We start from the raw sequence: 20,021 nt of genomic DNA on the forward strand, positions 1-20,021 counted from the left end.
GATTGCATGTACAAGCGCACCGGGCTCGTCAGCTTCACGCTTACTGCCTTGGCCCTGGCGATTGCCAGCGAGCGGCTCAACGCGGCCGAAGGGGCCAACACCGAGCACGTCGAAGTGGTCGGCCAGGCGGCGGCCATCGACCAGGCGCTCAAGGAACAACGCAATTCCGACAGCATCAAGAGCGTGGTACATGCCGACGGGGTGGCCCAGTTGCCGGATGAAAACGTTGCCGAAGCGGCGCAGCGCCTGCCGGGCATCAGCGTGGAGCGCGACCAGGGCGAAGGGCGCTTCGTCAGCGTGCGTGGCCTGGGCCCGGACCTCAACAGCGTGACCATCAACGGCACCCTGGTGCCCGCTCCGGAAAGCGCGCGCCGCGCGGTGGCCCTCGACGTGCTGCCCGCGGAGCTGGTGCAGTCGCTGTCGGTGATCAAGACCCTCACCCCGGACATGGACGCCAACTCCCTCGGCGGCACGGTGGATGTGCAGAGCCTGTCGGCCTTCGACCACAAGGGCCTGTTCTACACCGGCAGCAGCGAGGCCAGTTACGACAAGAAAACCCACCAGACCAGCCCGAAATTCTCCGGTGCGGCCAGTAACCGTTTCAGTCTTGGCGACGGCATCGACAATTTTGGTGTGGCCGCCGCACTGAGCTGGCAGAAGCGCGACTTCGGCTCGGACAACGTCGAGACCGGCGGCGCCTGGGACTTCACCGACGGCGCCCGACTCAACGAGTTCGAGCAGCGCGACTACGACATCAGCCGCGAACGTGCCGGTGGCGGCCTGAACTTCGACTACAAGCCCGATGACCTCAGCAGCTACTACCTGCGCACCCTCTACAGCCGCTACAAAGACACCGAAACCCGCAACTCCACGAGCCTCGAATTCGCCGACCCGCAGGCCCCTGGCCAACTGGGCGATGCCGAGGGCAAGCGCAAGCTGAAGAACCGCGAAGAGACCCAGGAAATCCAGTCCTACGTATTTGGCGGCGAACGCATGCTCGGTCTGTGGACCCTGAGCGGCCAGGCCGGCTACAGCCAATCCAGCGAAGACAGCCCGGCGCACATCGCCGGCGCCACCTTCGACGGCGGCGACTTTGCCAACAGCGGCTTCTATGACAAGGACAAGCCCCGCCCGATCATCGGCAGCGGCTTCTACGACGCGCGCAACTTCAGCCTCGACAAAGTCGACTGGGAAAAACAGAACACTAAGGACACCGAGAAAAACCTGCGCCTGGACCTGGCCCGCGACTACGACCTGAGCGGCTATGCGTCCCAGGTCAAATTCGGCGGCAAGGTCAGCCGCCGCAACAAGGACAACGACCTGGAAGCCTGGGTCTACAAAGATTTCGACACCCTTGGTTTTACTGCCGATCAGCTCAACCTCAGCCAGTTCCAGAAGGGCAACGTCGACTACCGCCTGGGCAATTACGGCCCCGGCATCAGCCCCAGCGCGATCAAGCAGCTGATCGGCAGCCTCAACCCGGCGGACTTCTATGACGAGACTGAATCGCGGGTCAACGACTTCACCATTCGCGAAGACATCAACGCCGGCTACCTGATGAACACCGTCGATATCGACGACTGGCGCTTTATCGCCGGGCTGCGTTACGAAGGCACCGAGTTCGAAGCCAAGGGCACCGGCGCCACCGATGGCGTGTTCACCCCGACCGACACCCAGCGTCGCTATCACCATTGGCTGCCGGGCCTGCATGCGCGCTACCAGATCGACAAGAACACCCAGGTGCGCGCGGCCTGGACCAAGTCCGTGGTGCGCCCGACCTTTGGCCAGTTGGCGCCGGGCTTCGTGATCGACGATGACGAAGCCACCTTCGGCAACCCGGACCTCAAGCCCCTGGAGTCGAGCAACCTGGACCTGGGCATCGAACACTTCATGGGCCGCGCCGGCACCGTCTCGGCGTTCGTGTTCTACAAGGACATCAAGAATTTCGTCTACAACACCGACCTGGCCGGCACCGGCGCCTGGACCAACTTCGCCGAGGCCCACACCTACGCCAACGGCGACAGCGCCAAGCTCTACGGCCTGGAACTGGCCTACTCACAGAAATTCGACTGGCTGCCCGCACCGTGGAATGGCCTGCTGATCGGTGCCAACAGCACGTTCAGCCGCTCCAGCGCCGACATCGAAGGTTTCGACAGTGCCAGCGGCACGAACCGCAAGCGCAACATCAGCCTGCCCAACCAGTCCGACACCGTCGGCAACCTGATGCTTGGCTGGGAAGACGACACGCTCAGCCTGCGCCTGTCGGCCAACTACAAATCGGCCTACCTCTACGAGCTGGCCTCGATCAATGACAAAGCCCACGACCTGCACGTCGACGCCCAGACCTTTGTCGACTTCAGCGCACGCTACTCGCTGACCAAGAACCTGCAAGTCAGCTTCGAGGCGCAGAACCTCACCGATGAGTCGTACTTCGTCTACACCGGCCACCGCAGCTACAACGGCCAGTACGAAGAGTACGGCCCGACCTACAAGCTGGGCCTGACCTTCACCCATTTCTAACCCACATCTCGATTCCAATGTGGGAGGGGGCTTGCCCCCGATGGCTGTGGCCCAGCTGGCATCTGTGTTGACTGACACACTGCTATCGGGGGCAAGCCCCCTCCCACATTGGATCTCCATTGTTTTTGACGGATTGACCCGTACATGAAGATTTCCAAGCTGTACCTGCTAATGGCCTTGACCCTCTGTGCACCGGCAATGGCCACGGACCTGGTCCTGACCCCTTGGGCTCCCAGCCTCAATGCCGAGGCCATGGCCGTGCTGAGCAGCACCGAACGCCTCACCGCCAGTACCCGCAACGGCCTGCAACTGCTCGACGCCAAAGGCACCGAACTCGCCCGCTTCAACGGCAACTTCAGCAGCCTCGACACCCGCGCTGCCGGCACCCAGGTACTGGTCGCCAGCCTCGACAACGACCGCCAGCAAGCCGTGCTGATCAACCTTGACGCGTCCGCCAAAAGCTTTGGCAAACCGCTGTACCTGCCCACCCGTGACTACCCGGTCAACGGCCTGTGCCTGTTCCGCGACGGCGCCGCCAACCTGTTTGTGTTCCTGGTGGGTGAAGAGGGCAAGGGTGAGCAGTGGCTGGTGGGCAACGGCTCGACGTTGCTCAGCGATCCCCAGCGTGTACGCGGTCTGCCGTTGCCGCCGTCGGCGCAGTTCTGCCAGGTGGATGACACCACCCAACAGCTGGTGGTGAATGAAGCAAACGTCGGCTGGTGGGCCTACCCGGCGCACCCGGAAGCCGAGGTCAAGCGCACGCCGGTGGCGTTGTTCGACAACCCCAAGCGTGAAGCGGGCGCCATGGCGCTGGTGCCGGGCGGGATGGTCGCACTCGATCCGAAGACGGCCCAGGTGCACCTGTTCCAGCACGTCGGCAAGGGCTGGGTCGAGCAACCGGGCCTGACGCTGCCAGGCCTCAAGGAACCGGAACAACTCAGCGTCAACGGCCAGCAACTGCTGGTGCGCGATGACGACAATGGCAAGCTTTACCAGGGCACGCTCAGCTGGAAAGCCAAACCTGTGACGGCTGAGCCGCTGCTGCCGGAAGTCGCTGCGGTGCGCCAGACCGATCCGGTCGGTCGCCAGGGCGATGCGGCGGATGACCCGGCGATCTGGATTCACCCCGCGCAACCGGAAAAAAGCCGCGTGCTTGGCACCAACAAAAAGCAGGGCCTGCTGGCCTATGACCTTGACGGCAAGCTGTTGCAGGAGCTGGCGGTGGGCCGTCTCAACAATGTCGACGTACGCCCCCACTTCAAGCTCGGCGCGCAGACTGTCGACCTGGCCGTGGCGAGCAATCGCGATCACAACAGCCTTAGCCTGTTCAGCATTGACCGCCAGAGCGGCGAACTGCGCGAAGCCGGTGAAGTGCCGACGCCGCTCAAGGAGATCTACGGCATCTGCCTGTTCCAGCCCGCCAGTGGCGAGCTCTACGCGATCGCCAACGGCAAGGACGGCACCGTCCTGCAATACCGCCTCAGCGCGCCGGATGGTCGGGTGCAGGGCGAGCTGGTGCGCCAGTTCAAGGTCGACAGCCAGCCCGAGGGTTGTGTGGCCGACGACCAGCGCCAGCGCCTGTTTATCGGTGAAGAAGACGTCGGCGTGTGGGCAGTGGATGCCCGCGCCGACCAGCCGGCCACGCTTACCAGCGTGATCAAGGTCGGCCCGCAGCTCCATGCGGATGTCGAGGGCCTGGCGTTGTACCAGAGCGACAAGCGCGACTACCTGGTGATCTCCAGCCAGGGCAATGACAGCTACCTGGTGCTGGATGCCGAGCCGCCGTTCGCCAGCCACGGTGCCTTCCGCGTCGGCCTGAATGCGGCGGCCGGGATCGACGGGGCTTCGGAAACCGATGGCCTGGAAGTCACCGCTCTCAACCTCGGCGGGCCGTGGAGCCAAGGCATGCTGGTGGTGCAGGACGGGCGCAAGCGCATGCCCGAGCAGACCCAGAACTTCAAGTTCGTGCCGTGGGCCGAGGTGACTCGCGCGCTGAAATTGCCCTGAGCCGTCATCACCCGGTCATCACTTTTTTATCGAATAGGAGCTTCACCATGCACGCGACGATGGAACATATGACGATCTGGGGCTTGATCAGCGACGCCAGCCTGTTGGTCAAGGCGGTGATGATCACCTTGCTGCTGGCCTCCTTGCTCAGCTGGTACCTGATCATCCAGCGCGGCAGTGTGCTGCGGCGCCTGGAGCGCCAGTTGAATGGCTTTGTGCAACGCTTTCGGGCCGCGCCCGACTTGCAACCCCTGTACCGCGACACCGTGCAGGCAGGCGAGGGCGGCATTGCGCCGATCTTTATCGCCGGAGTCCAGGAGTACCAGCACCTGCTCAGCCATGATCCAGCGGTGCTGGAAGGTGTCGAACGCGCCTTGCAGGTGGCGATTACCGAGCAGGAAATCGAGCTGGAAAAGGGCCTGCAATTCCTCGCGACCGTGGGTTCGGTCAGCCCCTACATCGGCCTGTTCGGCACCGTATGGGGCATCATGAATTCGTTCATCGGCCTGTCCCAGGTGCAACAGGCCACGCTGTCGACGGTCGCACCGGGCATCGCCGAAGCGCTGATCGCCACGGCCATCGGCCTGTTCGCGGCCATCCCGGCGGTGATCGCCTACAACCGCTTTGCGGCACGCGGCCAGACCTTGCTTACCCGTTACTACGCCTTCGGCAACGAACTGCAAGTACGCCTGCACCGCACGCTGCGCGGCACGTCGAGCCACCTGGCCGTGGCCGCCTGAACAGGAGCAATCTGATGCTAACAAGGCCGCAACGCAAGCATGGGCCCAAGGCCGAGATGAACGTGGTGCCCTATATCGACGTGATGCTGGTGCTGCTGGTGATCTTCATGGTTACCGCGCCGATGCTCACCCAGGGCGTGAAGATCGAGCTGCCCAAGGTCGCCGCCGAGGCGCTGGCCACCGACACCCGCCAGCAGATCCTCACGCTGTCGGTGAAGGCCGATGGCGGCTACTACTGGAACCTCGGCGGTGAACTCGACACTCAACACCAGACCGACAGCGCCGTGACCCTCGACGAAATGGGCGCCAAGGTCATGCAGGTGGTGGCGGCGCGCAGCGACACCCAGGTGTACATCCGCGCCGACGATAACGCAGGTTACGGCCGTGTGGTCGCGGCCATGGCGGTGTTGCAGAAGGGCGGGGTGAGCAACCTGGGGCTGGTGACCGAGGCCCCGCAATGACGGCGATGATCATGCACAGTCCGCTGCTGACGATGCCTTCCCGGGGGCCTTCCGGGTTCTGGCGAAACAGTTTGGCCGCCAGCCTGGCGGTGGCGCTGCATGTGGGCGTGCTGGCCGCGTTGATGCTTGGCTGGTCGACGGAAAAACCGTCGGTGCAAGCCCCCAGGGTGATGCATACCCAGTTGGTGATGCTGCCGGCTGCACCTGTGCCGGCTCCCGCACCTGAACCGGTGGCTGTCACGCCCCCGGAGCCGGTCGCGGTTCCCGTACCGGTGAAGCCCACGGTCGATCCGCAGATCCAGGCGCGCAAACTCGAACAGGCCACCCTGGCGCGCAAGCGCGTCGAGGAAAAGCAGCTAGAGCAACAACAGCAACGGCAGGCCACTGAACAGCGCAACCGTGAGCAGGCACAACAGCGTGCTGACCAGCAGCGCCAGGCCGCTGAAACAGCGCGAGCCGCGACACCCGCTGCGGCACCGGCTTTCGACAGCCGCCAGTACCAGCCCTTGAGCAAGGAGGCGCCGGACTACCCCGACCGCGCCCTGGACAAGCACATCGAAGGCGATTGTTCGGTGGAGTACACCGTCAACACCCAGGGCCGCGTGGAAAACCCCAGGGTGCTGGACGGCTGCCACCCGCTGTTCATGCGACCTTCACTGGCGGCGGCGAATACCTTCCGTTACCAGCCACGGATTGTTGATGGAAAACCCGTGCCCGTGCCAGCAGTGCGCAATACGTTCCACTACCGCATCAAATGATTTCTCCCGATCAACACAGATCACATGTGGGAGCGGGCTTGCTCGCGAATGCAGAGTGTCAGTCGATACCCCTTTGACTGAACCACCGCATTCGCGAGCAAGCCCGCTCCCACCTTTTGATTTGCGTTAGACGTAAGCTAAGTTATTCAGCGCTTGATCCGCCACGTAGAGCTCCAGGTTCGCCAAAAAAGTATCGGCAATCTCGTTGCGGCTATTGGTCGAAATCGCCGAGGTATGCGGCGACAGCCTAACCCGCGGATGGGTGTACAACGCATGCCCATCCGGCAACGGCTCCGGCTCGGTCACATCCAGCGACGCCAAGCCAACCTGTCCATTGTCCAGTGCTTCCAGCAACGCCTCCTGATCCAGCAACCCACCCCGTGCGATGTTGATCAGGTGCAACCCCGGCTTGGCGCTGCCGAGGACGTCGCGGTTGATGATATGCCGCGTGGCCTCGGTCAGCGGCGCCGCCACCACCAGGTGATCGGCGCGGGCGAACAGGTCGTGGATGTCTTTCGCGGCTTCCACGTCCGCGCTGAACGGCACCGGGCTTTGGCGTAGCGCGACCACCTTGATCCCCAGGGCCAGGGCCTTGTGCGCCAGGCGCTCGCCAATCGCTCCAAACCCGAGGATGCCCAGCGTGGTGCCCTTGAGCGGGCGTAGCGCGGTGAAGTTCCACTGCGCATCCTTGACCCATATAGCCGGCAGATGCTTGGACGCGGCAAAGATCGCCGCCAAGGCAAACTCGGCCAGGTTGTCGGCCGCGCTGCCGCGCGAGGTGGTCACCGGAGGGCCGTTGAACAGCCACTGCGGGTAGAAGTCGATGCCCGACGACACCAGGTGCACCCATTGCACGCCGTAGGGCCAACCGGGTGGCGGGGTGTCCGGGGCGGTGTAGCCGCGCACGTTGATCGGGCGCAGCAGCAGGATATTCGCCTGGGGTGGCAGGTCGCTGGGCACCCCGACGGGCACCCCGATCACCTGGGCTTCGGGATGGATCGACGCCATGCGCTGGCGGAGCACGTCGTTGTAATCCTCGTCCAACTGGCTGGCGATAATCACCTGGCTCATGTGCGCTCCTTGTGGCGTTGGGCGAAGGCGGCCTTGCCGACACCTTGTAATACCGCGTCGTTCTGTGGGGTATGCACTCGGCTGCACAACACGTCGCGGTAGTGCCGTTGCAGCGGGCTATGGCGCGACAGGCCCGGGTTGCCCGAGGCTTCGATGGCCAGCTCCACGGCGCGGATCGCGTTGTTCGTTACCAGGTACTTCAATTGCGCGGCGTTGACGGCCGGGGTGTGGCCCTCGGCAGCAGCGTCGAGCAGGCTGCGATTGGCAAACAGCAGGGTGTCGATATGGCCAACGGTTTCCTGGAAGCGTGGCAGGGTCGACAGCGCCGCACCGAGGTTGGACGGTTGGCGCTCCTCCAGCCAGTTCACCAGCCAGTCCCGGGCGGCCTGGGCCACGGCGTCGTACACCGAGGACAACAACACTGACATCCACAGGAAGCCCTCGGGGTCCAACTCTGGCGCCGGCGCACTCCACGGGCTGACGCTGACGGCGTGGTCCAGCGGCACCAGCACGTTGTCGAGCACCACTTCATGGCTACAGGTGGCGCGCATGCCCAGGTGGTCCCAGGTGTCGATGATGCTCACGCCGGGGCTGTCCTTGGGCACCAGCCAGGCGCCCACCAGCGGGTCGGCGTCGTCACTGCGGCCCCACACGCTGAACCAGCTCAGGCCGTGGCTGCCGGTGGAGTAGATCTTGCGCCCGCTGATGCGCCAGCCCTCGGCGGTGCGCACGGCGGTGGTTGCCGGCAGCCCGCCACGGGCCGGGGTGCCGAGGTCGGGTTCGACGCGCAGGGCGTTGATCAACGCGCCGTTGCGCACCGCGTCTTCGGCGACTTGCCTGCGCAGGTGTGCGGGCCAGGTCTTGCTGTCTTGCAGACGGGTGTGTTGCAGGTACTGCATCACCAGGATCAGCGCGGTGGACGGCTCGCCCTTGGCGATCGCACTGATGGCCTTGCGTGCCTGGGAAAGGTTGGCGCCGCCGCCGCCCAGTGCCTTGGGCACGGTGAGGGCGAGCAGGCCGTGTTCGTGCAGCAACTTGAAGTTGGCGTGAGGGAAAGCGCCGCTCCCGTCGTAGACCTGCGCGGTGCTGGCCAGCTCGGTGGTGACACGTTCAAGCAGGGCGTCGAACTGGGCGACTTCCACGGAGCGCAAGGAGGGCTGCAAGGATGGGCTCATGCCAACGCCTCTTGCTGCTCTTCAACCTCGGCGGCGACGCTGTAGCGGTTCACCGGCACCTCCAGGCCCAGGTTATCGCGCAGGGTCTGGCCGCTGTATTCGCTGCGGAACAGGCCGCGCTGTTGCAACACCGGCACCACCAGCTCGGTAAAGTACTGCAAGCCATCCGGCAGCACCGAGTTGATGATGAAACCGTCACTGGCGCCGCGCTCGAACCAGGTCTGGATCGCATCGGCGACCTGTTCCGGGGTGCCGACAAAATCACGTTTGGGCCGCGAGAAACGCAGGGCCACTTCGCGCAGGGTCAGGCCTTCGTCCCTGGCCAGTTGCTTGATGCGGTCGGAGCCGCCTTTCTGGCTGTTGGACCCCAGGTCCCCCAGTTCCGGGAACGGCGCGTCCAGCGGGTATTGGCTGAAATCGTGGTCATTGAACGGGCGACCGAGGGCGACGATGGCGTCTTCCACGGTGACCAGCTCCACGGCCTGCTGGTAGCGGCTTTCCACTTCAGCTTCATCGCGGCCGACAATCGGGCGGATGCCCGGCAGGATCGACAGGTTTTGCGGGTCGCGGCCAAAGCCTTTGGCGCGGCGTTTCAGGTCTTGGGTATACGCCAGGCCCTCCTCGATGCTGTCCACGTGCACAAAGATCGCATCCGAGTTCTGCGCCGCGAAGTTGCGCCCGTCCTCCGAGGTGCCGGCCTGGAAAATCACCGGTTGGCCCTGGCGCGAACGCGCGATGTTCAGCGGGCCTTTGACCGAGAAGAAGTCGCCCTTGTGGTTGAGTGCATGCAGCTTGCCCGGGGCGAAAAATTCGCCGGACTGTTTGTTGTAGGTAAAGGCGTCGTCTTCCCACGAATCCCACAGGCCCTGCACGGTGCTTACGTGTTCCTTAGCGATGCGGTAACGCACGGCGTGGGGCGGGTGCTCGGCCTTGCTGAAGTTGTCGGCGGTGCCGCTGAGCCATGAGGTGACCACGTTCCAGCCGGCACGACCGCCGCTGATATGGTCCAGGGACGCGAACTGGCGCGCCACCTGGTAGGGCTCGGTGTAGCTGACGGTCACCGTGGCGACGAGGCCGATATGGGTGGTGATCGCGGCGAGTGCCGACAGGATGGTCAACGGCTCGAAACGGTTGAGGTAGTGCGGGCTGGATTTGGCGTGGATATGCAGGCTGTCGGCGATGAACACGAAGTCGAACTTGGCGGCTTCGGCCAATTCAGTCTGTTGTTTGTAGAAGCCGAAGCTGGTGCTGGCATTCGGTTGGGCGCTCGGGTGGCGCCATTCGCCCCAGCCGTGACCGACGCCATGGACCATGGCTCCCAGTTTCAAATGACGTGGCTTGCTCATGTGCTGCTCCTTTTAGCGTGAGGCTTGGTTGAAGGGGACACGCTTGGCGTTGAAGCTCTTGTCGAAGCCCTGCGACACGTCGATGTGCTTGAGTAGCAGGCCTTCCTGTTGATAGGTGTCGGCGGTCTCTTGCAGGCCGCTGATCACTGAGTCGTCGATAGCAACCGGGTTCAGGCGGGTGTCCTTGGCCACCGTCACATGCACGTCCAGCGGCAGGCCGGTGATCCTGGCCTGGGCGGCAGCGTATTCATCGGGGTGGGTGTTGGCCCAGGCATACGCGCGGTCGACGCGTGCGACAAAGTCGTCGAGCTGCGGGCGCTTGTCAGCGATGGCCTGGCTGGTGGCGGCGAGGTACAGGTGGTTGCTCAACAGTTGGTTGCCGCTGATCAGCACGCGGGCCTGGCTTTGCGAGGTGACTACGGTGGTGTACGGGTCCCAGGTGGCCCAGGCGTCGGCGGTGCCGTTATCCAACACCAGGCGCGATTCGCTGGGCAGCAGGAAAATGAACTGCACATCCTGGGTGGTCAGGCCGGCGGTGGCCAGGGCCTTGATCGCCAGGTAATGGCCGATGGAACCGCGCCCGGTGACGATCTTCTTGCCCTTGAGGTCGGCAACGGTCTTGATCGGTGAGTCCTTGGGCACGACCAGGGCGGTGGTGGTGCGCCCTTCGGAGTGGATGATGCTGACCACTTTGAGCGACGCGCCGGCGCCCAGGGCGAATACATAAGGCGCGTCACCGAGGGCGCCGATGTCCACGGCACCGGCGTTGAGTGCTTCGCCGAGAGGCGAGGCCGATGGGAATTCCGACCACTGGATCGTGTAAGGCACATTCCGGGTTTCGCCGGAGGCTTCCAGCAGCGCCTTGATCGTCGATTTCTGGTTGGCCACCCGCAGCGGTTGCAGGTCGGCGGCAGCGGCGCTGCCGATCAGGCCAAGGGCGAGGGCGGTGCCCAGGAGCAGGCGTTTGAAAGGGAGGGTAATGACCATGGGATGCAGGCTCCAGGCAGATCAAGTCAGGGTTCGATTACCTCCGCCTGGAGAAGGGGTCGGTGAGTGAGTTAACACTATTCCTATAAAAAACTGATGTGAAGTTCTTTTTGGTTATATCGTAATTATTGAAAAAGCTGATGACGTTTATTGTTTATTATTTCTAGCATGCATTTTATGTTCGGATTTTCGGGTGGCATACACTCGAAAATAAACGGCAATTCGCAGGCCTGCGGTGATGCGCTTGAGGCTGCAGTGGGGAACGGTCCCGGGGAGGAGAAAGATGTACCCGCATGGCCCAAGCACATTTTGAGCATGCGGATCGCCCACGAGGCAGGCATCGCTAATGGCGACAAGGTGTGCTGACAATGCGCAGCCCTCAGTACCGCTTGCCAGGAGCTGAGCGACCTGGTCCGCCTGTCTGGGCCAGATAGTCAGTGCTGCGTCGTCCGGGATCAGCACATCGTCCAGGTAGACCCCTATGATCGCGGTCGGCAGGTCTGGGTGTTGCGTCAACGCGCCCTGTTCAAGTCCGTCCAGATGAGGTGAGGTAGCCAGCCCTGCGGGTTCGCGCACGGCGATTTGCGGGCGGCCAAACGAGCGCTGTTCATCGAGATGGGGAAGCACCGGTCGTAGTCGTTCCTGTACCAGATGCTGTAATCGATTGAGTGGGGTTGTGTCGTGCAAGCCGCGCCGCCAAGCTTGACTGCTGATGTCCACCAGCTCGCGACAGGCTGTGGTGTAGGCGACTTCCCGTCGTTGGGCAGGCGTTGCGCCAAGGGAATAGTGCTCGACGATCTCTTGGCGCAGCGCCTGGACAACGTCGGCGGGTACGCGCTCACCCAGGACAGAAAACGGATTCGACCCGGTAGCCATAAGCGGCCCTCATTTTGTCGTTCCAGTGCCGATCTGGTTAACGAAAGTCATCAGCTGCCGGGTGAAGGTCTCGGCAGATAACCAGCTTTTATCCAGCGCACCGAGGTAATGGTAGGCGCTGCGAATCAATCCCGGTTGTGTGAGAAGGGCGGCCACTTCATCGAGGTGCTCGTAGAAGAGCGGATAGTCGATGCCGAGGTATTCTTCGAGAGCGGGATGTCGGTTGACCACGATAGGAGTATTGCGCGCGATGGCTTCAATGACGGTGTTGCTGGCGGAAACATCCAGGTATTCACAGAACACCAGGTTGTGGGCGAGCAAGCTATCGTAGGACGGATTGTCGAGCGGCTCGATCACCTGGACATCACCGATCAGCGGGCGGTGTCGGGTCGGTGACAGGTTGTCGATTCGTTGCAGGGCGTTGTGTACCCAGGGGCGATCTTGCAGTAGATGCACCTTTTTGTAGTCATCCGGTACGCGCAGCTGATAAATCGCCCGGCTGTTGCGGCAATACCAGCCCACTTGCACGATGGTCTTGGTCGCCTGCTGTTCCCATTGGTCGATGGAAAACTGTTGGTCGGGAATTTCAGTGGGGTGCTTGAGTACCTTCACTGGAACGACCAGCTCCTTTGCCAGCCAATCGCCGAGGGTGGTACTCAACGTCACAGCGCCGGCCAGGTGCTTAAGGCTGTTGCGAAAGGTGGCTTTTTGAAAGATCACCGATGGCACGGCGCTGGGGTCGTACCAGTGGGGCACGTGGCGTGGGTGATGAAAAATTCCGATCCAGGGTTCGTGCCACTCCTGCGTGGAGCCTGGGTGTTGGAAGGTGCGCTCGACAAAGTCATCCAGCAGCATGCCGGCAGGTCGTTGGCATTGGCGAAGATGATCCATGACATGGCGCCAACCCGAGCGGTGACCGCAATGTTCGGAAGCACCCATCTGTTTCAGGTGCAGAGGTAGTTTGATACCGAGATCATTGTTCTGGATGCTGAAGAGCGCTGGGGTGTCCGCGCAGTGCAGGTGTGCGGCGGCGGGCTTTGCCTGTTCTGACCTGTTCATTGATCAATGCTCCATGCCAATCATCCTGTTTCGCTTCCTACACTAGTATCTCCCGATGGACTTGGAAAGGTGTGAGAGGGGGGCAGCCCCGGCCACAAGGGATCGCGTGCTCATTGGTCGCCGGGGTGACCTTGCACGCTCGAGGCTGCGCGGTGGGCGGGTCAGATCACATAGAAACCGTGGGTACCGTCGCGCGCCAACTGGGCGACCAGGCCGAATTCCCAGTCCAGATAGGCCTGCATGGCTTCCCTGGGGTTGTCGGTGCCCTCGTACGGGCGGCGGTAGCGATCGATACGTGGCGAGGCCAGGTGGGTTTCACCTTCTTCCAATGGCAGTTGCGCGTTGATCCAGCCGGCAGTGCCGTCCTGCAGCAGGAACACCTGCTTGCCGGTGAGGGTTTCGACTTCAGCCACCGCCAGGCGCGCCAGTTGGCTGCTGCCGCAGGTCAGCACGTAACGCTGGGTGGCGGACACCTTGGCCAGGGCCTCGGCGAGTTGCGCACGCAGTACCCACCAGGCTCCGGGAATATGGCGCTTCACGTAGTTGGCGCTGGCAGTGAAATCCAGCACCACCGTGTCGCCATGGTCCAGCCAGTCGGCGAGGGTATGGGCGCTGATCAGCTCGGCCTGGGGCGGCGTCGGCACCGGCGCGACCCAGGCGCCGTGCTCGCTGAAGTGCGCCGCTTGCAGGTCATCCAGCACGTGCACTTCCCAGCCCAACTGGGCCAGCCAGGACGCGGACATGTTTGCGCGCACGCCATCGTCATCCGCCAGCACCAGCCGGGCACCGCGCACGCTGGCGAAGTGGTCGGTTTCCTGCACCAGTTGCCCGCCCGGCGTGGAGCGCGCGCCCGGCAGGTGACCGGCTTCGAATTCTTCCGGGGTGCGTACATCGAACAGGTAAGTGGTGCGTGTAGTGTCCTGCTGCCAGGTGCGCAGGTCGCTCAGGGTGGCACGGCCAACGCGGGCCTTGTCGGCGACACGCCGCGCATCCACGGCAGCGACCTGGCGGTGCTCCTCGGAGGTCGGCGCAAAACGCCGCGATTGGCCATGGGCAAGTTTCTGCCCGGCCAGGGTCCAGCCGATGGTGCCGTTGCGCAGGGCCGACACCGGGTTGGCCACGCCAGCATTGATCAGCGATTGGGTGCCGATAATGCTGCGGGTACGTCCGGCGCAGTTGACGATGATGCGGGTGGCCGGGTCCGGCGCCAGTTCGCGGGCGCGCAACACCAGTTCGGCTCCCGGCACGCTGATGCCGGTGGGAATGCTCATGGTCTGGTATTCGTCGAAACGCCGGGCATCGAGCACCACCACATCGGCCTGGCTGTCGAGCAGTGCCTGCAGCTCTTCAGCGGCCAGGGACGGTGTGTGCCGCTCACTCTCCACCAGTTCGCCGAACGCCTTGCTCGGTACGTTGACGTCGATAAACAGCTCGCCACCGGCCTTGCGCCAACCGTCCAGGCCGCCTTCAAGCAGGCTGACCTGGGTGTAGCCCAAGGCAACCAGGCGTTCGGCGGCTCGGGAAGCCAGGCCTTCACCGTTGTCGTAGACGGTGACCTGGGTATCGCGCCGAGGAATGCGCGCATACACCTCCAGCTCAAGCTTGGACAGCGGGATGTTCGCGGCAAACAGCGGATGGGATTCGGCGAACGGCGCTTCTTCGCGCACGTCGATCAGCGCGACTTCTGCATGGTCCAACAGGGCCTGGCGAATCCGCGCAAAGCTGCGGGTGGAGAGGGTGGTCATAGGGCAGGGCTCTTTTCTTTGGACAAATCCCAGATATTCGGGAGGAAGGCGTTGGAATAACCGGAGATAAACAGTTTCTCGCTGCCATCGGGCTGGTACACCGCGCGGCGCACCGCACCGATATTGGCGCCGTACACATGGATGCTGATGGACACCTGGTCGCTGTGGGCGTTGCTCACCTGATGGATGTCACCGACCCTGGGCGACACCGCTTCAACCTGGCCCGGCACCAGCTGGATCGGCTTGCCTTCGGCCACCAGGCGGCCGTCAGGGGCGCGTTCAAACCCTTGGGAAAACTCTGAGCCGCGCAGCATGCCAATCAGGCCCCACACCCGGTGGTCATGGATGGGTGTGCTTTGCCCCGGCCCCCACACAAAGCTGACGATGCTGAAACGCTGGCGTGAGTCGGCATGCAGCAGGAACTGCTGGTAGCGTTCGTGATCGGGTTGGGCGAATTCGTCGGGAAGCCAGTCGTCATGGCTGACCAGTTGCGCCAGCAGCTTGCCGCCACGGTGTAGCAGGTCGCCTTCGCGTGGGTTGCCGTCGATCAATTCCGCCAGGGCGCCTATGAAGGCTCTGAGTCTCTCGGGGTGTCGGGCCTGGGTCATGACAGTTCCATCGTGCGGTCGGTGGTGATGGGTTTATCTAAGCATAATGTTAATAGTTAATATGCTATTTTTTAATGATTAGCTTATAGCTGAAGGTAATTTAGAACTGGTCTGAATAGCGTTAGACGTTATCGATCACAGCGCGGGCTATTCAGGCAGCTTTCCTGCAACTATGCTTCGCACACATCTTAATGACGGTTCTCTATGTGCGGCCCAAATGAAAATTGACGATATCGATGCCTTTGTCGAAGTGATTCGTTGCCAGTCCATCAGCCACGCCGCCGAGTCGTTGCAACTGACCCAGCCGGCCATTACCCGTCGCGTGCAGAACTTCGAGCAGGCGTTGGGGGTGGAGTTGTTCGACCGCAACACCAAACCCCTCAAGCCCACGCTGATCGGCACCCGCGTCTACGAGCAGTGCCGCTTGATCCTGCGCGAGATGGACGCCTTGCGCGAACTGGTGGCCACCGATGCACCACCCACTGGCCTGTTGCGCCTGGGGGTGCCGCAGACCATCGGCGATGTGGTGTTGCTGGATGCGCTCAAGCACCTGCGCACCGAATACCCTGACCTGCGCGCCCAGGTCGCTACGGGGTGGGGCAGCCAACTGGTGGGCAAAATCGAACGCGGTGAGCTGGATGCGGCGGCGGCGCTGTTCCCGGCGGGCAAGATCTTCCCGGACAACATCGTCGGCGAGTCCATCGGCAAGGTGGAACTGGTGGTGGTGTGCGCCAAGGCGCAGTTGCCGAAGAAACCGTGCAAGCTGGCGGATGTGTACCAGAACGGCTGGATCCTCAACCCGGATGGCTGCGGCTTCCGTGCGGGCTTGCAGCGAACCTTGTCCGATCAGGGCCTGGCGCTGCGGGTCAACCTGGAAACCTTCGGCACCGAGCTGCAATTGGGCCTGGTGGCGGACGGCCTGGGCCTGGGGCTGGTGCCGCGCCCGCTGCTGGAACGCAGCGCGCACCGCGAGCAGCTGGCGGTGATGCCGCTCAAGGACTTCAAGCCGGTGATGGACCTGTGGCTGATCTACCCGCACTTCCTCGGCAACCTGCAGGGGCCGGTGGATGCGTTTGGCAAGCTGGTTGCGGCTTCATTGCACAAGATCAGAGACGCCGCTTAACCTTAGTGAAAGCAGCTTTATATGTGGGAGCAACTGTCTTGATGGCTTTCATCAAGCCATATTTGCAGAGACGGTAATGCTCCCACAGCTGTACGCCGTGTAATTTTTGAAATAGCTACCACGCGGGTTTAGGCGGGCTGCTCTCTCCATTCAGTTCCATCACGGATCATCGCGTTTAGGCGTACTAACAAAACACGCATACAAGCGATGAGTGCCACTTTGGGGCACTTGCCTTTCTCGCGCAGCGCTTTATATCGCACGGCAAACTCAGGCTGAAACCGGATCACTGACCAACAGGCCATGTACAGTGAGCGCCTGGCAGCGAACCTGCCGCCGCTGATGTGGCGCTTACCTTTGTGCTTGCCGCTATCGTCGTTGTAGGGCGCGGTACCGCTTAACGCAGCAATCTGATGCCTACCTATCTCGCCGAGTTCGGGAAGATAGGACATCAAACTGGCCGCCGTAACGAGTCCTATGCCTTTGACCGAGCACAGAAGAGATACCTTTTTACTATCCAGACGTTCAGCGCTTTGGCGAATCAGGTTTTCCAACTGCTTCAACACCCCTTGCAAATAGTCGATATGACTCTGTAATGCAGGTTTGATCACTTCAGAGGAAGCCGTTTTAAGCCGCCGTTTATCGTCATCTCTCTGCTGAACAAAGTGCTCCCGCTGTTGAACCAGCGCGCGCAGATCATCCTGCTCGGCGCTTGTAACGCGACTATCGGGTGATTTGATGACCGCTGCAAACTGCGCAAGAAGGCGTGCGTCTATCGGGTCGGTCTTGGCTTGTTGTCCCATCGCTTTGGCGAAACTTTTGGCTCGGCAAGGGTTAATCCGTATGACTTCAAGGCCGGCAGCTTGAAGCGCTTTCATGACTTTGCGCTCGTAACCGCCAGTAGCCTCAAGCAACACACGGCCTACACGATGCAGAGCGAGCCATCCAATCAGTCTGGGAAAATCACTTTCGCAATTGGGACAACTCATCGCCACATCTAGTTGATCAACCAGGATTTCTAGGCTGTCGCTGGAAACATCAATACCTGCTGGATAGGAAAACATGGCCAAACCCTCTTACACTCAAGGTGAGAGCGCTCTGGCTTGGCCCACGCTTGTAACTGTTCGAGGTGGGCTCGTTCAACTGTTCGGGCTCAATGACCAGAGTGGAGAGGTGAGTGGCAGCATGGGCTCCCACACGTGCTTTATGCACTTCGGGCATTCAGCTTGCCACTCACCGCTCTCAACCTCAGTTTAATCCTGGCTCAAGACACAAGCGGGCTTGCTCGCGAATGCAGTGTGTCAGTCAAAGCTGTTCTAACTGATCCACCGCTTTCGCGAGCAAGCCCGCTCCCACATTTGCTCTGTGTTGTTGCTTGAATGGTTATGAAAAAAAATAATAATTAGCTTAGAATAAAATGTGCTTTTTATTATTTTTTTGCATCCCCTAGGCTTGCCTGGAAGTCTTTAAGGCCATCCAGGAAGTTTTGCCATGAGCAGCGTCACCTCGATTTCCAGCGTTTCCAGCAACACTGTCCGCCAACGCGTCACGCCAGAAGAATGGGAAGTGCGCGTCAAGCTGGCCGCCGCCTATCGCCTGGCGGCCTTGTACAAATGGACCGACCATATCTATACCCACTTCTCCGCCCGTGTGCCGGGGCCGGAGGAGCATTTCCTGATCAACGCCTTCGGCTTGCTGTTCGATGAAATCAGCGCGTCCAACCTGGTCAAGGTCGACCTCGACGGCACTATCGTGGATGACCCGACGGGCCTGGGCATCAACTACGCCGGCTATGTGATCCACAGCGCCATCCACGGCGCGCGTCACGACCTGCAAGCGGTGTTGCATACCCATACCCGCGACGGCATCGCGGTGTCGGCGCAGAAAGACGGCTTGCTGCCGATCTCCCAACACTCCATCGGTTTTTCCGGGCGCGTGGCCTATCACGGTTATGAAGGGATTGCCCTCGACCTTGACGAGCGCGAGCGCTTAGTCGCCGACCTGGGCGACAAAAGTGTGATGATCCTGCGCAATCATGGGTTGTTGACCGCGGGCGTCAGCGTGGAGCATGCGTTTCAGCAACTGCAGCAACTCGAGCGGGCCTGCAATATCCAGATCGCCGCCCAGGCAGCGGGGAATGCGGAGTTGATCTTCCCGCCGCAGGAAGTGGTGGAGAAAGTCGAGCAACAGGCCAAGGCGCACGCCAGCGGCGAAGGCCCAGGCGTGGCGCGGCATTGGAATGCGCTGATCCGGCAATTGGAGCGCAGCGATACCGACTACAAAAACTGAGCTTAATGTGGGAGGGGGCTTGCCCCCGATAGCAGGGTGTCAGTCACCACATATATGACTGATCCACCGCTATCGGGGTAAGCCTCCCCCACATTGGGTTTTGCGTTGTACTCAGGCTACTTGTTGTGCCTGTTCGCGTTCTGCGATCAATTGGCGGGTGAGGGGGATCAGGCGCTTGCCGTAGTCAATCGCATCATTCAGCGGATCAAACCCACGAATCAGGAACGTGGTAATCCCCAGGTCGTAATAATCCACCAAGGCCTCCGCGACCTGTTCAGCGGTGCCCACCAGCGAGGTGGAATTGCCCTGTGCACCGAGTAACCCGGCGATCCCGGTCCACAAGCGCTTATCCAGGCGTGAGCCTTGCGCCGCCGCGGCGAGCAGGCGGCGCGAGCCTTCGTTGGGCGGTTCACGCCGCACAAAGCCGTTTTTCTCGGCCAGCTCGGTCGCCTGCTGCAGGATGCGCTCGGCCCGTGCCCACGCCAGCTCTTCGGTCTCGGCGAGGATCGGCCGCAACGACAAGCTGAAACGGATCGTACGCCCATGCCTGGCTGCTTCGGCGCGTACCTGGGTGACGATCTCGCGCACCTGCTCGTAGGTTTCGCCCCACAGCGCATACACGTCGGCATGCTTGCCCGCCACTTCAATCGCCGCTTTGGACGAGCCGCCGAAATACAGCGGGATATGCGGCTGCTGTGGCGACTTCACCGTGGAGTGCGCACCTTCGACCTGATAGTAGGTGCCCTTGAAGTCGAAGGGCTGTTCGCTGGTCCATTCCTGGCGTACCACGCTCAGGTATTCGTCGGTGCGGGCGTAGCGTTCGTCCTTGCCGATATGGCTGCCATCGGCGCGCAGTTCGCGGTCGTCGCCGCCGGTGATGATGTGCACCGCAGTACGCCCACCGTTGAACACATCAAGGGTGGTGAATTGGCGCGCGGCCAAGGTGGGCTGGGCGAAACCGGGGCGATGGGCGATGAGAAATTGCAGTTTGGTGGTCACGCTGGCGGCGTGGGAGGCGATCAGCGTGCTGTCCGGGCTGTTGGAGTGGAAGGCCACCAGGGCACGGTCGAAACCGGCCTCTTCGTGGACGCGGGCCACGCGCTCGACATAGTCGGGTTGCAGGGTAGGGCCGCTGCGCGGATGGATCTCGGAAGCGTGATGGCCGCCGATGTAGCCGATGAATTCGATGCTCATGGTCTGTCCTTGTCTTGGGTGTGATTACCACCTCCACCGGGCAGGGGGTCGGTTATTCGCGTCCA

The 20,021-nt window shown here is 62.1% G+C and carries 17 protein-coding genes; 7 read left to right on the plus strand and 10 right to left on the minus strand.

Annotated features, from left to right (window positions below; translation table 11 throughout):
* Positions 1-6: 6 nt before the first annotated feature.
* The 5 genes from ACZ445_RS12100 (at position 7) to ACZ445_RS12120 (ending at position 6,486) form a co-directional block, all read left to right on the plus strand.
* On the plus strand, positions 7-2,520 hold the full coding sequence (locus ACZ445_RS12100) for a TonB-dependent receptor (protein WP_464708365.1): 2,514 nt from the start codon (positions 7-9) through the stop codon (positions 2,518-2,520).
* 144 nt (positions 2,521-2,664) lie between these two features.
* Complete coding sequence (locus ACZ445_RS12105) at positions 2,665-4,527, plus strand: phytase (RefSeq protein ID WP_464708366.1); 1,863 nt, start codon at positions 2,665-2,667, stop codon at positions 4,525-4,527.
* Positions 4,528-4,574: 47 nt separating this feature from the next.
* Positions 4,575-5,267, plus strand: coding sequence for a protein TolQ (tolQ, locus tag ACZ445_RS12110; protein ID WP_058425552.1), 693 nt, complete (start codon positions 4,575-4,577; stop codon positions 5,265-5,267).
* A gap of 14 nt (positions 5,268-5,281) precedes the next feature.
* Positions 5,282-5,728 (plus strand): protein TolR, encoded by a 447-nt coding sequence (gene tolR, locus ACZ445_RS12115; protein ID WP_048731426.1) that lies wholly within the window; start codon positions 5,282-5,284, stop codon positions 5,726-5,728.
* A complete protein-coding gene (locus tag ACZ445_RS12120; protein WP_464708367.1) occupies positions 5,725-6,486 on the plus strand; it encodes an energy transducer TonB in 762 nt (253 codons plus the stop codon). Before tolR ends, ACZ445_RS12120 begins: the two co-directional genes overlap by 4 nt.
* A gap of 126 nt (positions 6,487-6,612) precedes the next feature.
* Here ACZ445_RS12120 and ACZ445_RS12125 read toward each other — a convergent pair whose 3' ends face one another.
* From ACZ445_RS12125 to ACZ445_RS12160, 8 genes are all read right to left on the minus strand, one after another.
* Positions 6,613-7,557, minus strand: coding sequence for a D-isomer specific 2-hydroxyacid dehydrogenase family protein (locus tag ACZ445_RS12125; protein ID WP_058425549.1), 945 nt, complete (start codon positions 7,555-7,557; stop codon positions 6,613-6,615).
* Complete coding sequence (locus ACZ445_RS12130) at positions 7,554-8,732, minus strand: acyl-CoA dehydrogenase family protein (RefSeq protein WP_179040818.1); 1,179 nt, start codon at positions 8,730-8,732, stop codon at positions 7,554-7,556. Before ACZ445_RS12130 ends, ACZ445_RS12125 begins: the two co-directional genes overlap by 4 nt.
* The gene (locus ACZ445_RS12135; RefSeq protein ID WP_179029834.1) at positions 8,729-10,078 is read right to left on the minus strand and encodes an LLM class flavin-dependent oxidoreductase; all 1,350 of its coding nucleotides are present in this window, start codon (positions 10,076-10,078) and stop codon (positions 8,729-8,731) included. The genes ACZ445_RS12130 and ACZ445_RS12135 overlap by 4 nt, the downstream gene beginning before the upstream one ends.
* Before the next feature lie 12 nt (positions 10,079-10,090).
* Positions 10,091-11,065, minus strand: coding sequence for an ABC transporter substrate-binding protein (locus ACZ445_RS12140; RefSeq protein WP_464708368.1), 975 nt, complete (start codon positions 11,063-11,065; stop codon positions 10,091-10,093).
* 147 nt (positions 11,066-11,212) lie between these two features.
* Positions 11,213-11,941, minus strand: a complete 729-nt coding sequence (locus ACZ445_RS12145; RefSeq protein ID WP_179029833.1) for a hypothetical protein — start codon at positions 11,939-11,941, stop codon at positions 11,213-11,215.
* Between the two features lie 9 nt (positions 11,942-11,950).
* A complete protein-coding gene (locus ACZ445_RS12150; RefSeq protein WP_464708370.1) occupies positions 11,951-13,000 on the minus strand; it encodes a hypothetical protein in 1,050 nt (349 codons plus the stop codon).
* Between the two features lie 161 nt (positions 13,001-13,161).
* On the minus strand, positions 13,162-14,745 hold the full coding sequence (locus ACZ445_RS12155) for a rhodanese-related sulfurtransferase (RefSeq protein ID WP_464708371.1): 1,584 nt from the start codon (positions 14,743-14,745) through the stop codon (positions 13,162-13,164).
* On the minus strand, positions 14,742-15,353 hold the full coding sequence (locus tag ACZ445_RS12160; RefSeq protein ID WP_058425543.1) for a cysteine dioxygenase family protein: 612 nt from the start codon (positions 15,351-15,353) through the stop codon (positions 14,742-14,744). Before ACZ445_RS12160 ends, ACZ445_RS12155 begins: the two co-directional genes overlap by 4 nt.
* A gap of 217 nt (positions 15,354-15,570) precedes the next feature.
* On the opposite strand from ACZ445_RS12160, the gene ACZ445_RS12165 reads away from it, so the two are divergent.
* Complete coding sequence (locus ACZ445_RS12165) at positions 15,571-16,476, plus strand: LysR family transcriptional regulator (RefSeq protein WP_058425542.1); 906 nt, start codon at positions 15,571-15,573, stop codon at positions 16,474-16,476.
* A gap of 128 nt (positions 16,477-16,604) precedes the next feature.
* On the opposite strand, the gene ACZ445_RS12170 is transcribed toward ACZ445_RS12165, so the two are convergent.
* The gene (locus ACZ445_RS12170) at positions 16,605-17,537 is read right to left on the minus strand and encodes an IS110 family transposase (RefSeq protein WP_464705228.1); all 933 of its coding nucleotides are present in this window, start codon (positions 17,535-17,537) and stop codon (positions 16,605-16,607) included.
* A 427-nt stretch (positions 17,538-17,964) separates the two neighbouring features.
* Here ACZ445_RS12170 and ACZ445_RS12175 point away from each other — a divergent pair, with 427 nt between their 5' ends.
* Positions 17,965-18,762, plus strand: a complete 798-nt coding sequence (locus ACZ445_RS12175) for a class II aldolase/adducin family protein (protein ID WP_179030486.1) — start codon at positions 17,965-17,967, stop codon at positions 18,760-18,762.
* A gap of 111 nt (positions 18,763-18,873) precedes the next feature.
* Here ACZ445_RS12175 and ACZ445_RS12180 read toward each other — a convergent pair whose 3' ends face one another.
* Positions 18,874-19,956 carry an LLM class flavin-dependent oxidoreductase gene (locus tag ACZ445_RS12180; protein WP_179028394.1) on the minus strand — a complete coding sequence of 361 codons (1,083 nt, stop codon included), beginning with the start codon at positions 19,954-19,956 and terminating at the stop codon, positions 18,874-18,876.
* Positions 19,957-20,021 lie beyond the last annotated feature (65 nt).

Source organism: Pseudomonas allii, from assembly GCF_055380095.1.

Bases quoted from the DNA above. Each gene is read 5' to 3' on its own strand.
- ACZ445_RS12100 (WP_464708365.1), top strand. From the start codon at position 7: ATGTACAAGCGCACCGGGCTCGTCAGCTTCACGCTTACTGCCTTGGCC.
- ACZ445_RS12105 (WP_464708366.1), top strand. From the start codon at position 2,665: ATGAAGATTTCCAAGCTGTACCTGCTAATGGCCTTGACCCTCTGTGCA.
- tolQ (WP_058425552.1), top strand. From the start codon at position 4,575: ATGCACGCGACGATGGAACATATGACGATCTGGGGCTTGATCAGCGAC.
- tolR (WP_048731426.1), top strand. From the start codon at position 5,282: ATGCTAACAAGGCCGCAACGCAAGCATGGGCCCAAGGCCGAGATGAAC.
- ACZ445_RS12120 (WP_464708367.1), top strand. From the start codon at position 5,725: ATGACGGCGATGATCATGCACAGTCCGCTGCTGACGATGCCTTCCCGG.
- ACZ445_RS12125 (WP_058425549.1), bottom strand. From the start codon at position 7,557: ATGAGCCAGGTGATTATCGCCAGCCAGTTGGACGAGGATTACAACGAC.
- ACZ445_RS12130 (WP_179040818.1), bottom strand. From the start codon at position 8,732: ATGAGCCCATCCTTGCAGCCCTCCTTGCGCTCCGTGGAAGTCGCCCAG.
- ACZ445_RS12135 (WP_179029834.1), bottom strand. From the start codon at position 10,078: ATGAGCAAGCCACGTCATTTGAAACTGGGAGCCATGGTCCATGGCGTC.
- ACZ445_RS12140 (WP_464708368.1), bottom strand. From the start codon at position 11,065: ATGGTCATTACCCTCCCTTTCAAACGCCTGCTCCTGGGCACCGCCCTC.
- ACZ445_RS12145 (WP_179029833.1), bottom strand. From the start codon at position 11,941: ATGGCTACCGGGTCGAATCCGTTTTCTGTCCTGGGTGAGCGCGTACCC.
- ACZ445_RS12150 (WP_464708370.1), bottom strand. From the start codon at position 13,000: ATGAACAGGTCAGAACAGGCAAAGCCCGCCGCCGCACACCTGCACTGC.
- ACZ445_RS12155 (WP_464708371.1), bottom strand. From the start codon at position 14,745: ATGACCACCCTCTCCACCCGCAGCTTTGCGCGGATTCGCCAGGCCCTG.
- ACZ445_RS12160 (WP_058425543.1), bottom strand. From the start codon at position 15,353: ATGACCCAGGCCCGACACCCCGAGAGACTCAGAGCCTTCATAGGCGCC.
- ACZ445_RS12165 (WP_058425542.1), top strand. From the start codon at position 15,571: ATGAAAATTGACGATATCGATGCCTTTGTCGAAGTGATTCGTTGCCAG.
- ACZ445_RS12170 (WP_464705228.1), bottom strand. From the start codon at position 17,537: ATGTTTTCCTATCCAGCAGGTATTGATGTTTCCAGCGACAGCCTAGAA.
- ACZ445_RS12175 (WP_179030486.1), top strand. From the start codon at position 17,965: ATGAGCAGCGTCACCTCGATTTCCAGCGTTTCCAGCAACACTGTCCGC.
- ACZ445_RS12180 (WP_179028394.1), bottom strand. From the start codon at position 19,956: ATGAGCATCGAATTCATCGGCTACATCGGCGGCCATCACGCTTCCGAG.